Origin of the sequence: Pseudarthrobacter sp. C1 (assembly GCF_034720455.1) — a bacterium.
In the GTDB taxonomy this organism is placed as follows: domain Bacteria; phylum Actinomycetota; class Actinomycetes; order Actinomycetales; family Micrococcaceae; genus Arthrobacter.
This window is the reverse complement of the sequence record NZ_JAYESK010000002.1, coordinates 445,695-458,914: the sequence shown is the minus strand read 5'-3', so window position 1 is coordinate 458,914 and position 13,220 is coordinate 445,695. Positions and strand designations below refer to the sequence as shown.

Genomic DNA, 13,220 nt, shown 5'->3' with positions numbered 1-13,220 from the left:
ATTATGGAAGTCTGGCCTGGATCGGCTTATCCCCTGGGTGCCACGTTCAACGGAACCGGCACCAACTTTGCCCTGTTCAGCGAACGAGCAGAAAAAGTCGAACTTTGCCTCTTCGATGAGGACGGCAAGGAAACCCGCATCACCCTGGACGAGGTGGACGGATACGTCTGGCACTGCTACATCCCGCAGGTCCAGCCGGGTCAGAAGTACGGCTACCGCGTCCACGGACCCTACGACCCCGCGTCGGGCAACCGCTTCAACCCCAACAAGCTCCTGTTGGACCCCTATGCCAAGGCCGTGCACGGCCAGGTGGACTGGGATCCGTCCCTGTTCACCTACAACCTGGGCGAGCCGGACTCCATCAACAACGAGGACTCCGCCAGCCACATGATGATGGGCGTGGTCATCAACCCCTTCTTCGACTGGGACGGGGACCAGAACCTCCGGATTCCCTACCACCAGTCCGTCATCTACGAAGCCCACGTCAAGGGCCTCACCCAGCTCCACCCGGAAATCCCCGAGGAACAGCGCGGAACCTACGCCGGTGTGGCGCACCCCGCCGTCATCTCCCACCTGCAGAAGCTCGGCGTCACCGCCATCGAGCTGATGCCCGTGCACCAGTTCGTCAATGAAGGCACCCTGCAGGACAAGGGCCTGAACAACTACTGGGGCTACAACACCATCGGCTTCTTTGCGCCGCAGAACACCTACAGCTCCACCGGCGACACCGGCCAGCAGGTCCAGGACTTCAAGGCCATGGTGCGGTCCCTTCACAAGGCCGGCATCGAGGTCATCCTGGACGTCGTCTACAACCACACCGCGGAAGGCAACCACCTGGGCCCCACGCTGTCCTTCAAGGGCATCGACAACGCCGCCTACTACCGTTTGATGGAGGGCGACGAGAAGCACTACATGGACTACACCGGCACCGGCAACTCCCTCAACGTCCGCCAGCCGCACTCCCTGCAGCTGCTGATGGACTCACTGCGCTACTGGGTCAGCGAGATGCACGTGGACGGCTTCCGCTTCGACCTCGCCTCCACCCTGGCCCGCGAGTTCTACGACGTTGACAAGCTGTCCACCTTCTTCGAACTCATCCAGCAGGACCCGGTCGTCTCCCAGGTGAAGCTCATCGCCGAGCCCTGGGACGTTGGTCCCGGCGGCTACCAGGTGGGCAACTTCCCGCCGCAGTGGACTGAATGGAACGGCAAATACCGCGACACCGTGCGGGACTTCTGGCGCGGCGAGCCCGCCACGCTCGGCGAATTCGCCTCCCGCATCACCGGTTCCGCGGACCTGTACGAGCACTCCGGCCGCCGGCCGGTGGCCTCCATCAACTTCGTCACCGCGCATGACGGCTTCACGCTCGCGGACCTGGTGTCCTACAACGAGAAGCACAACGAGGCCAACGGCGAAGGCAACAACGACGGCGAATCCCACAACCGGTCCTGGAACTGTGGCGTCGAAGGTCCCACCGATGACCCTGAAGTCCTTGGCCTGCGCGCCCGGCAGCAACGGAACTTCATTGCCTCGCTGCTGCTGTCCCAGGGCGTCCCCATGCTCCTGCACGGTGACGAAATGGGGCGCACCCAGCAGGGCAACAACAACGGCTACTGCCAGGACTCCGAGCTGACCTGGGTCAACTGGGACACCGTCGACCAGCCACTGATCGAGTTCACGGCCGCGGTCAACGCGCTGCGGGCAAAGCACCCCACCTTCCGCCGCAGCCGGTTCTTCGACGGACGGCCCGTGCTGCGGGGCGAGGGAGAACGGCTGCCGGACATCGTTTGGCTGGATCCGTCGGGCGAGACCATGAAGCCGGAAGCGTGGGACAGCGGATTCGGGCGGTCCGTGGGCGTCTTCCTGAACGGCCATGGCATCCAGGGCAAGGACAGCCGCGGCCGGAGGATCACCGACGTGAACTTCCTGCTGTACTTCAATGCCCACGATGACACCGTCAAGTTCACCCTGCCTGCGGACGAATACGCACCGGCCTGGGACGTCATCATCGACACTGCCGGGCAGAACGCGGACACCCAGCCGGTCAACGCCGGGGAGCCGCTGCCCGTGGAAGCAAAGTCCCTGGTGGTCCTGCGCGCGCATCAAGTCGAGGAAGTTGAGCCTGACCACTCCGTGGCCGCATCCCTGGCGGCTCTGACGCAGACCTCCACCAGCGAAACCGAGTCGCTCACCACGCCCATGGTGGCCGAACCCGGGAAGACCACCAAGGTCGGCTCGCGGAAGTCTTCCAAAAAATGAGGGTGCCCGCATCCACTTACCGCCTGCAGATCCGGAGCAGCTTCACACTGTTTGATGCTGCCGAAAAGGTGCCGTACCTGAAGTCGCTCGGGGTGGACTGGGTGTATCTTTCACCCATCCTGACGGCGGAACAGGGCTCGGACCACGGCTATGACGTGACCGATCCCTCCGCCGTGGACCCGGCGCGGGGCGGCCCCGAGGGGCTGGCGGCGCTGTCCAAAGCCGCGCGCGAACACGGCATGGGCGTTTTGGTGGACATTGTGCCCAACCATGTGGGCGTGGCGACGCCGGCCCAGAACCCGTGGTGGTGGTCTTTGCTGAAGGAAGGGCAGGGCTCACCGTACGCCGAAGCGTTCGATGTCGAGTGGGAGCTTGCCGGCGGGAAAATCCGGCTGCCCATGCTGGGCTCTGACGGGGACCTGGACAAGCTGGAGATCAAGGACGGCGAACTCCGGTACTACGACCACCGCTTCCCGCTCGCCGAGGGCACGTACTCCGACGGCGATTCACCGCAGGAGGTGCACAGCCGCCAGCACTACGAGCTGATGGACTGGCGCCGCGCGGACGCGGAGCTCAACTACCGGCGCTTCTTCGCGGTTACCACGCTCGCGGGGATCCGGGTGGAAACTCCGCGCGTGTTCGAGGAAGCCCATGCCGAGGTGGGCCGGTGGTTCAGCGAGGGCCTGGTGGACGGCCTGCGGGTGGACCACCCTGACGGGCTGGCAGATCCGGTGGGGTACCTGCGCTGGCTGAAGGACCTCAGCGGCGGCGCCTATGTGCTGGTGGAGAAAATCCTCGAACCGGGCGAGGACCTGCCCAGCGAGTTCGCGTGTGAAGGAACCACCGGGTACGACGCCCTGGCGGACGTGGACCGGGTGTTCGTGGACCCGGCCGGAGAACAGGCGCTGGACGCCCTGGACGCGAAGCTCCGGAACTCCGATATTCCCGCGGATTATGCCGGGATGATCCGGGGCACCAAGCGGATGATCGCGGACGGCATCCTGCGTTCCGAGGTGCTGCGGCTGGCCCGGCTGGTTCCCGAGTCCCACGGGCTGACGGTGGACCAGGCAGCCGACGCCATCGCCGAGATCATTGCCGCGTTCCCGGTGTACCGGACCTACCTGCCCACCGGCGCTGAGATCCTCAAGGAGGCGTGCGAGTCCGCCGCTGCCTCGCGGCCCGAGCTGGAGGTTGCGGTGGGAACGCTGCTGCCGCTGCTCCTTGATCCCGCGAACCCCATCGCGGTCCGGTTCCAGCAGACCTCCGGCATGGTGATGGCCAAGGGCGTGGAGGACACCGCGTTCTACCGCTACACCCGTCTGGGCACGCTGACGGAGGTGGGGGCCGAACCGACCGAATTCTCCGTGCCGGTTGAGGAGTTCCACCACAGGATGCTTCGCCGCCAGCAGGAGCTGCCGCTGTCCATGACCACCATGTCCACCCATGACACCAAACGCAGCGAGGACGCCAGGGCACGGATCTCGGTCATCGCTGAACTTCCCCGGGAGTGGGCGGACACCTTGGACACGCTGCGCGAACTTGCCCCGATCCCGGACGGCCCGTACGAGAACCTGCTCTGGCAGGCGGTCGTCGGAGCGTGGCCCGCCAGCCGGGAACGGCTCCAGGGCTACGCGGAAAAGGCCGCCCGGGAAGCCGGCAACTCCACCACCTGGACGGACCCGGACGGGGACTTCGAGTCCTCAGTCAAGGCAGCCGTGGACGCAGTGTTCGACGACGCCCGGGTCGCCAGGGCGGTGGAGGATTTCGTGGCACGGATCGACTCCTACGCCGCGTCCAACTCCGTGTCCGCCAAGCTGGTCCAACTGACCATGCCGGGCGTTCCGGACGTGTACCAGGGCAGCGAGTTCTGGGAACGGTCCCTGACCGACCCCGACAACCGGCGGCCCGTGGACTTCGCCCGCCGGCAGGAGGAGCTGGCAAAGCTCGACGCCGGCACCTTGCCTGAGGCGGGCACCGAAACCAGCAAGCTCCTGGCCACCTCCCGGGCACTCCGGCTCCGCCGCGACCGGCCCGAACTGTTCCAGGGCTACCACCCTGTGACGGCCACAGGTTCCGCGGCAGGGCACCTGCTCGCCTTCCACCGCGGGAGTGACGGTGCCGCGGGCGCCCTGACGCTGGCCACCCGGCTGCCCGCCGGACTGGCGGCCAACGGCGGCTGGCAGGACACCGCCGTCGAGCTTCCCGTAGCCATGCGGGACGCCCTGACCGGCGCCGGCTACGGGCCGGGCGCAGTTTCGGTGGCAGACGTGCTGGGTACCTACCCTGTGGCTTTGCTGGTACCAGTGGATGGAGAACAGGCATGACCCTCGTGAATGTTGGGCCGGAGCGTTTCGATGTCTGGGCCCCGGAGGCCAGGTCGGTAACCCTGCTCGCGGACGGCCGGCAGTACCCCATGGTGAAGAAGGAGACGGCGCCCGGCTCGGACGGCTGGTGGGCCGCTCCGGACGCACCGGGCGAGGGCGAGGTGGACTACGGGTACCTGCTGGACGGGGACGGCCACCCGCTGCCGGATCCGCGGTCGCGGCGGCTGCCTGCCGGAGTGCATGAGCTCTCCAGGACCTTCGACCCCGCCGCCCATGCCTGGCAGGACGGCGGCTGGAAGGGCAAGGAACTGCAGGGCTCGGTCATCTACGAACTCCACGTGGGGACATTCACGCCCGAGGGAACCCTGGAGGCCGCCGCCGCAAAGCTGGGCTATCTGGCGGACCTCGGCGTCGACTTCGTCGAACTGCTGCCGGTCAACGGCTTCAACGGAACCCACAACTGGGGCTACGACGGCGTCCAGTGGTACGCGGTCCACGAAGGCTACGGCGGCCCGGCGGCCTACCAGCGGTTCGTGGACGCGGCCCATGCTGCCGGCATTGGCGTCATCCAGGACGTTGTCTACAACCACCTCGGCCCCAGCGGGAACTACCTGTCCAGGTTCGGTCCCTACCTGAAGCAGGGCGACGCCAACACGTGGGGCGACTCGGTGAACCTGGACGGCCCCGGCTCGGACGTGGTGCGCGAGTACATCCTGGACAACCTGGCGCTGTGGCTCCGCGACTACCACGTGGACGGGCTCCGGCTGGATGCGGTGCATGCGCTGCGCGATGAGCGGGCCGTGCACATCCTGGAAGAGTTCGGTGCGCTGGGCGACGCCGTCTCGGCCGAAACGGGGCTGCCGAAGACCCTGATTGCGGAATCGGACCTGAACAACCCCCGCCTGCTGTATCCCCGGGACGCCAACGGGTACGGGCTGGCCGGGCAGTGGAGCGACGACTTCCACCACGCGGTGCACGTGAGCGTCAGCGGCGAGACCACCGGGTACTACGAGGACTTCCAATCGCTGGGGGTCCTGGCGAAGGTACTCAAGGACGGCTTCCTGCACGACGGCAGCTACTCCAGCTTCCGCGGCCGGCACCACGGCCGGCCCATCAATGCTTCGCTGGTGCACCCGGCGGCATTGGTGGTGTGCAGCCAGAACCACGACCAGATCGGCAACCGCGCCACGGGGGACAGGCTCTCGCAGTCGCTGTCCCACGGGCAGCTGGCCGTGGCCGCCGTACTCACGCTGACCTCGCCGTTCACGCCCATGCTGTTCATGGGCGAGGAGTTTGCCGCGAGCACGCCCTGGCAGTTCTTCACCTCCCACCCTGAGCCGGAGCTCGGCAAGGCCACTGCGGAAGGCCGGATCAAGGAGTTCGAGCGCATGGGGTGGGATCCCGCCGTCGTGCCCGATCCCCAGGACCCGGAGACCTTCCGCCGGTCCAAGCTGAACTGGGACGAGGCCGCCAGGGGTGACCACGCGCGGCTCCTCGAGCTTTACCGCTCCCTGACGGCATTGCGCCGGGAGCACGCAGAACTTGCCGGCCTTGGCTTCACCGAGACGGACGTGACGTTCGACGACGACGCGGGCTGGCTGCGATTCCGGCGGGGGAGCATTGAGGTGCTGCTGAACCTGTCGGACGCCAAGGTCCGGCTGGAAAATGTGCCCGGTGCCGTCCTGCTGGCAACGGACGAGGGGACCGGCCTTGACGGCGAAGCCCTCGCACTGGCGCCCTGGAGCGCGGCCATTGTGAAGTCCTGATCCCTGGTCAGGCAACGTTTGCGCCGCGGGCTGGAGCTGTCAGCCCGCGGCGTAACTTTTGCGCTCCGGACTGTAGCGCCCGTCACAACTGGCAGGATGGAACGTATGACTTATTCAGCCGCGGAAAACCGCTATGAATCCATGCCCTACCGCCGCGTCGGCCGGAGCGGCCTGAAACTCCCGGCCATCTCGCTGGGCCTCTGGCACAACTTCGGTGACGACAAGCGCTTTGACGAACAGCGCGCCATCCTCCGCCGCGCCTTCGATCTGGGCGTGAACCACTTCGACCTCGCCAACAACTACGGCCCGCCGGACGGCTCCGCCGAAACCAACTTCGGCCGCCACCTGCAGGATGACTTCAAGCCCTACCGGGACGAGCTGGTCATCTCCACCAAGGCCGGCTACTACATGTGGCCTGGCCCGTACGGGGAGTGGGGCTCCCGCAAGTACCTCATCTCCAGCCTGGACCAGTCGCTGCAGCGGATGGGCCTGGACTATGTGGACATCTTCTACAGCCACCGGCCGGACCCCGAGACGCCCATGGAGGAGACCATGGGCGCCCTGGACTACGCCGTCCGCTCCGGCAAGGCGCTGTACGCCGGCATCTCGTCCTACACACCCGAGCAGACCCTTGAAGCCGCCCGCATCCTGAAAGAGCTCGGCACCCCGCTGCTCATCCACCAGCCCAGCTACTCCATGCTCAACCGCTGGACCGAGAACGGAACTCCGAACCTGTACGAGGCGCTCGACCAGGTGGGTGCAGGTTCCATCGCTTTCTCCCCGCTGGCCCAAGGCATGCTCACCGACCGCTACCTGAACGGCATCCCCGCCGATTCCCGGGCAGCCAAGGCACGTTTCCTCTCCGAGGACGCCATCACGGAGGAGAAGCTGGACCGGATCCGGGGCCTGCACAGGATCGCCGAGGGCCGCGGGCAGTCGCTGGCCCAGATGGCCGTTGCCTGGATCCTGCGGGACCAGCCGAAGGGCTCGCCGGTCACCTCCGCCCTCATCGGCGCCTCCAGCGTCCGCCAGCTGGAGGACACCCTGTCCGCCATCAACAACCTCGAGTTCACCGTGGACGAGCTGAACGCCATCGACGAGTTCGCCGTTGAATCGGACATCAACCTCTGGAAGCAGCCTGCCTGATTCCGTTACCGTGATTCCACAGAGTGGGACGGGGGAACAAGCCCCGGTCCCACTCAGTTGGATACTATGAAAACGCGCCGCTTGGCGCAGAGCCTGCCGCGCCGCCGTCGTCCATTCTTCGACGCGATCGCGGCGGGCTGACGTTTGTCCTCAAAGGAGTTCCGTGTCTTCACATCCGATTCGTGTTGCAATCGTCGGCGTAGGTAACTGCGCCGCTTCGCTGGTCCAGGGCGTCCATTACTACAAGGACGCCGACCCCAAGGCCACGGTTCCGGGCCTGATGCACGTTGAGTTCGGCCCGTACCACGTGGGTGACGTTGAGTTCGTCGCCGCGTTCGACGTCGACGGCAAGAAGGTCGGCGTTGACCTTGCCGACGCCATCCTGGCCAGCGAAAACAACACCATCAAGATCGCTGACGTGCCGCCCACCGGCGTCACCGTCCAGCGCGGCCACACCCTCGACGGCCTGGGCAAGTACTATCTTGAGACCATTGAACAGTCCACCGAAGAGCCCGTGGACGTCGTCCAGGCGCTCAAGGACGCCAACGTCGACGTCATGGTGTGCTATCTGCCGGTGGGGTCGCAGGAAGCTGCCGAGTTCTACGCCCAGTGCGCCATCGACGCCGGCGTCGCCTTCGTGAACGCCCTGCCCGTGTTCATTGCCGGGACCAAGGAGTGGGCTGACAAGTTCACCGCCGCCGGCGTTCCGATCGTGGGCGACGACATCAAGAGCCAGATCGGTGCCACCATCACGCACCGCGTCATGGCGAAGCTCTTCGAAGACCGCGGCGTCACCCTGGACCGCACCTACCAGTTGAACGTCGGCGGCAACATGGACTTCAAGAACATGCTGGAGCGCGACCGCCTGGAGTCCAAGAAGATCTCCAAGACGCAGGCTGTGACGTCGAACGTCGAAGCCGAACTGGCTGCCAAGGACGTGCACATCGGCCCGTCCGACTACGTCCAGTGGCTCGACGACCGCAAGTGGGCGTTCGTCCGCCTTGAGGGCCGCAACTTCGGCGACGCGCCCGTGTCGCTCGAATACAAGCTGGAGGTCTGGGATTCCCCGAACTCCGCCGGCGTGATCATCGACGCCATCCGCGCCGCCAAGATCGGCCTGGACCGCGGCATCGGCGGACCCCTGCTCTCGGCATCGAGCTACTTCATGAAGTCCCCGCCGGAGCAGTTCAACGACGACCTCGCCCGCGAAAAGGTGGAAGCCTTCATCCGCGGAGACCTCGAGCGCTAACCCTCCAGTCCGGTTTGCCCCTGAGACCCTCTCTCACTTAACGCGGGTTTCTGGACGATCCTCTCTCACTTAACGTGGGCTTTCACGCGGCGCTCTCTCACTTCGGTGGGGGAGCGCCGCGCCTTTAGTCCTGGTATCGGCGGATGGCGTGGCTGGCCTGGGCGAGTGCCAGGAGTTTGAGCAGAAGCTGGCTGTGCATATGCATGCCGACGGCGGCAGTAAGTATGAGCCTGTCGGTGCTCTCCGGGGCGGTCGTTGCGGCAATGTCGATTCCGGCCACATCGTCCATCGCCTTGCTGTACGCCTCCAGCACTGTCGCTGAGACGGCAATCTTGAGGCCCGCCATCAGCTCCAGGTGGGCTGTGAGTGCGTTCCGGGCGTCACTTGGGGAATCCGGCCAGCCGCGGAGACGTACGACGGCGGCAGTCGCCTCTGCCGCTTCGCCACCGATCACCGTGGTGTAGTTTCCGAGATCCAGCACCACCCGCTGGACCGCAGCTAGGAGATCGAGGCGGGGCACGCCGTCGTCGGCCATTTTCACGAGGCCGCGGATTTGCCCGATGTTGAGGCCCACGATCCGGCGGAGCGCCTGGATTAATTCGAGCCGCTCGAGATGACTGGCTGAATACTCGGCACGGGTTGCGTGAACGGCCTCGCCCGGCGGAAGCAGGCCTTCGCGCAGGTAGTACTTGATGCTTGCGGGTGTGACTCCTGACCGCTGGCTCAGTTCATGGAGCTGCATCCCGCCTCTTTCCCTGCCCGTCTGTTTGGATAGTGAATCCGGCCCCGGCTATCCTGATGTACACAATTGGATAGTGGCTCTATCCTAAGCCTATGGAGCCTTGGAATGTCCTACTTGCCAGCCACGTGGTGGCCGCCCTTTTTGTTCTGGCCATCGGGCCCTTGCAGATACTGCGCCCACGGCGAGACCGCATCCACCGCACCATGGGCTACTTATGGGTGGCTGCCATGTACTACGTCTGCTTCAGCAGTTTCTGGATTGTGTCCGACGGGCATTTCAGCTGGCTGCACGGGCTCTCGGCCTTCACCATCGTGACCGTTACTCTGGGCCTGGTCAGTGCCGTTCGCGGCAACATCGCATCGCACAGGGGAAACATGATCGGCAGCTATATCGGAATCGCGGTGGCGTTTATCTTTGCCGTCACAGTGCCCGGGCGGGCGATTCCGAAGTTGGTCAGCGAGGACCCCATTTCCGTGGCGTTCGTCTGCGGGCTTGTGGTGCTGACTACGGTGGCGATCTTCGTTTCGCTGAAGCGCGGAGACCGGATGGGCGTGACGTCGCGGACCGTTGTGACCGCACAAGTGTCGGCCGCACGGGTCCCTGACTCGTCGGAAGTGAGAGAGCGTCTGTGAAAAGCCCGCATTAAGTGAGAGAGGATGCCTTAAAAGCGCACATTAAGTGAGAGAGGGTGCGGCTAGGCGAGGCCCACGGGGTTGCCGTCGCCGTCCACGTCCATCCGCATCGCGGCCGGGGCAGCGGGCAGCCCGGGCATGGTCATCACCGCTCCGGTCAGCGCCACAATGAAGCCGGCACCGGTCTTGGGCAGGAGGTCCCTGACGTGGATGGTGAATCCCTTGGGGGCGCCCAGGCGTGAGGCGTCGTCCGTGAACGAGTACTGGGTCTTGGCCATGCATACGGGGAGGCCGCCCCAGCCGTTCCGCTCGATATCGGCCAGCCGTTTCAGGGCCGGTACGGAGAAGTCCACCCCGTCCGCCCCGTAGATTTCCTGGGCGATGGTCCGGATCTTGTCCTCCACCGGCAGCCCCAGCGCGTACAGGTGCCGGAAATTGTTTGGCCCCGCCACCGTCTTCGCCACGAGCGCCGCAAGTTCATCCCCGCCGTCACCTCCGCCGCCGCGTCCCCACACATCGGCGACGGCGGCCGGCACTCCTTCCGCCGCGCACCACGCCAGCAGCCAGTCGAGTTCCTCGGCCGAGTCGGAGGCGAACCTGTTGATGGCCACCACGGGCGGAACCCCAAATTTCTCCACGTTCCGCACGTGCCGGTGCAGGTTGGCCATTCCCGCCTCGAGGGCGGCGAGGTTCGGTGCGGTGAGCTGGTCCTTGGCCACGCCACCCTGCATCTTCAGGGCCCGCACCGTTGCCACCACCACCACCGCCGAGGGGGCCAGGCCACCGGTCCGTGCCTTGATGTCCATGAACTTCTCGGCACCAAGGTCGGCGCCGAAGCCCGCCTCCGTGACCACAATGTCCGCCAGCCGCCGGGCCGTCTGGGTGGCAATGAGCGAATTGCAGCCGTGGGCAATGTTGGCGAACGGGCCGCCGTGGACCAGGGCGGGGGTACCGGCGATGGTCTGCACGAGGTTGGGCTTGACGGCTTCCTTCAGCAGCAGCGTCAGCGCCCCCTGCACGCCGAGATCCGCGACGGTCACGGGCGACCGGTCAAAGGTGTAACCGAACGTGATCCGGCCCAGCCGGGACCGGAGGTCGGCCAGGTCCGTGGCCAGGCAGAAGACCGCCATGATCTCGGACGCCACGGTGATGTCGAAACCGTCCTGGCGCGGGACGCCCTGCGTGGGCCCGCCCAAACCTATGACCACCTCCCGCAGTGCGCGGTCGTTCATGTCCAGCACCCGCTTGAACGTCATGCGCCGGGGATCGATGTTGAGCTGGTTGCCCTGGTAGATGTGGTTGTCCACCAGGGCCATCAGGGCATTGTTGGCGGCCGTGACGGCATGGAAATCCCCAGTGAAGTGGAGGTTGATTTCGTCCATCGGCAGCACCTGGGAGTAGCCGCCGCCGGTGGCGCCGCCCTTCATGCCCAGCACCGGGCCCAGGGAGGGCTCGCGCAGGGCGATCATTACCTTGTGGCCGGCCCGGGCCAGGGAATCGGCAAGCCCCACCGTGGTGGTGGACTTCCCCTCGCCGGCGGGGGTGGGGGACATCGCGGAGACCAGCACCACCTTCCCTGCCGGGGCCGGAGCCTGCAGCCGCGCGGGGTCGATCTTCGCTTTGTAGCGCCCGTACTGTTCCAGGGCGTCAGCGTTGATGCCGGCCGCCGCTGCGATTTCCTCGATGGGCCGGATCCGTGCCGTCCTGGCGATCTCCAGGTCACTTGGGGTGGAAGGCATCATTGTCCTTTGCTTGGCGGGTCCGGTGGGGTGTAGGGGGTGGTCAGGAGGCCGGAAAGGCCTGTACCAGCCTGCTCCCCGAGTAGCGGTCGACGGCGGCGTGGTAGCTTTCGAGCGTGATGGCGGCGGTGCGGGCCCATCCGGAGTTCTGGGCGCGGATGGCGGCTGCCCGCCCCATGTCCTCGCGGGTGGCGGGATCGTCATAAAGGGCCTCAAGCGCATCAGCCCAGTCGGCGGCGTGATGACCGTCCACCAGCAGCCCGGTCCTGCCGTGGAAGATCGCCCGCGACAGCCCGCCCACCCGCGTGGCCACCACCGGCGTGCCGCAGGCCTGCGCTTCGAGCGCCACCAGCCCGAAGGACTCGCTGAAGGAAGGCATCACCACTACGTCCGCCGCCCTGAACCACGCCGCAAGTTCCGGCGCCGTGACCGGCGGAAGCTGCGTGACGACGTCGTCCATGTCCGCCTCGGAGACCAGGCGGCGGAGGTTGAATTCCTTGTTACCGCTCAGCGAGCCAAGGATGGTGACCTGGAGGTCGATGTCCGGGCGGCGCCGCCGGAGCAGCGCGGCGGCCTTGACCAGGACCTGGGGCCCCTTCAGCCGCTGGATGCGGCCGGCGAAAACAAGGTGGAACGTCCCGGGACGGATACCCCGGTCTGCCCGGGACCGTGCCCGGAAGGCAGGCGTGAAGGTGCTGAGGTCCACGCCGGGCGGGGCGATGTCGATCCGGTCGTACGTGGCGCCGTAATGCGAAACGAGTTCAGCGGCCTCGGCACTGGTATTGGCAATCAGCCGGGCCGCCCCGTCCACGATCCGGTGCTCGCCCAGCTCCCGCCGCCGCGGCTCCGGCTGCTCACCCGATTCCAGCAGCAGGTTCTTGACCTTGGCCATGGTGTGCATGGTGTGGACCAGCGGCACACCCCAGAGTCCGGACAGCTCCAGCCCCGCGATTCCGGAGACCCAGTAGTGCGAATGGATCACGTCGTAGCGCCCGTGCGGCTGGCGGCGGCGGATCTGCTCGATCTCGGCAACCATGCTGTGCAGGAGGCCAGGAAGTTCTTCCTTGGGAATCTTCTTCAGGGGCCCGGCCAGGACGTTATGGACGCAGACTCCTGGATCCGGGTGCTCGACGGCGGGCTGGTTGGCCGAGGTGGACCGGGTGAAGATCTCCACCTCAACGCCTGCTTCGGCCAGCGCGGATGCGAGTTCGCGGATGTAGACGTTCATCCCGCCGGCGTCGCCGGAGCCCGGCTGCTCCATGGGGGAGGTATGGAGGGAGAGCAAAGCGACCCTGCGGATCAGTGCCATGGGACCTCCTTCCGGCCACCGGCGTGTCCTGGCAGCGCCGGTAGTGTGCGCATC

Annotated in this window: 9 protein-coding genes; 6 read left to right on the top strand and 3 right to left on the bottom strand. The window is 66.2% G+C overall.

Features of this window, described 5'->3' with window-relative positions; translation table 11 throughout:
* Positions 1–3 precede the first annotated feature (3 nt).
* The 5 genes from glgX to U7114_RS04725 all read left to right on the top strand — a co-directional run bounded on the left by glgX (position 4) and on the right by U7114_RS04725 (position 8,744).
* The gene (gene glgX, locus U7114_RS04745; protein ID WP_157241636.1) at positions 4–2,259 is read left to right on the top strand and encodes a glycogen debranching protein GlgX; all 2,256 of its coding nucleotides are present in this window, start codon (positions 4–6) and stop codon (positions 2,257–2,259) included.
* On the top strand, positions 2,256–4,583 hold the full coding sequence (gene treY / locus U7114_RS04740; RefSeq protein ID WP_323056657.1) for a malto-oligosyltrehalose synthase: 2,328 nt from the start codon (positions 2,256–2,258) through the stop codon (positions 4,581–4,583). The genes glgX and treY overlap by 4 nt, the downstream gene beginning before the upstream one ends.
* Positions 4,580–6,349 carry a malto-oligosyltrehalose trehalohydrolase gene (gene treZ, locus U7114_RS04735; RefSeq protein ID WP_323056656.1) on the top strand — a complete coding sequence of 590 codons (1,770 nt, stop codon included), beginning with the start codon at positions 4,580–4,582 and terminating at the stop codon, positions 6,347–6,349. The genes treY and treZ overlap by 4 nt, the downstream gene beginning before the upstream one ends.
* Before the next feature lie 105 nt (positions 6,350–6,454).
* Positions 6,455–7,495, top strand: coding sequence for an L-glyceraldehyde 3-phosphate reductase (gene mgrA, locus U7114_RS04730; protein ID WP_323056655.1), 1,041 nt, complete (start codon positions 6,455–6,457; stop codon positions 7,493–7,495).
* Positions 7,496–7,658: 163 nt separating this feature from the next.
* Positions 7,659–8,744: an inositol-3-phosphate synthase gene (locus U7114_RS04725; protein WP_321214043.1), complete on the top strand. Its 1,086-nt coding sequence runs from the start codon at positions 7,659–7,661 to the stop codon at positions 8,742–8,744.
* A 124-nt stretch (positions 8,745–8,868) separates the two neighbouring features.
* Here the strand turns inward: U7114_RS04725 and U7114_RS04720 are convergent, their stop codons facing one another.
* On the bottom strand, positions 8,869–9,486 hold the full coding sequence (locus U7114_RS04720; protein ID WP_321214042.1) for a MerR family transcriptional regulator: 618 nt from the start codon (positions 9,484–9,486) through the stop codon (positions 8,869–8,871).
* A gap of 92 nt (positions 9,487–9,578) precedes the next feature.
* Between U7114_RS04720 and U7114_RS04715 the strand changes: the two genes are divergently transcribed.
* Positions 9,579–10,118 (top strand): DUF2306 domain-containing protein, encoded by a 540-nt coding sequence (locus U7114_RS04715; RefSeq protein WP_323056654.1) that lies wholly within the window; start codon positions 9,579–9,581, stop codon positions 10,116–10,118.
* Between the two features lie 62 nt (positions 10,119–10,180).
* Here U7114_RS04715 and U7114_RS04710 read toward each other — a convergent pair whose 3' ends face one another.
* Together U7114_RS04710 and mshA are read right to left on the bottom strand one after the other, a co-directional pair.
* Entirely contained in the window at positions 10,181–11,857 is a 1,677-nt protein-coding gene (locus tag U7114_RS04710) for a formate--tetrahydrofolate ligase (RefSeq protein WP_157243037.1), read from the bottom strand.
* A 43-nt stretch (positions 11,858–11,900) separates the two neighbouring features.
* Positions 11,901–13,166: a D-inositol-3-phosphate glycosyltransferase gene (gene mshA, locus U7114_RS04705; RefSeq protein ID WP_323056653.1), complete on the bottom strand. Its 1,266-nt coding sequence runs from the start codon at positions 13,164–13,166 to the stop codon at positions 11,901–11,903.
* Between the last annotated feature and the right edge of the window lie 54 nt (positions 13,167–13,220).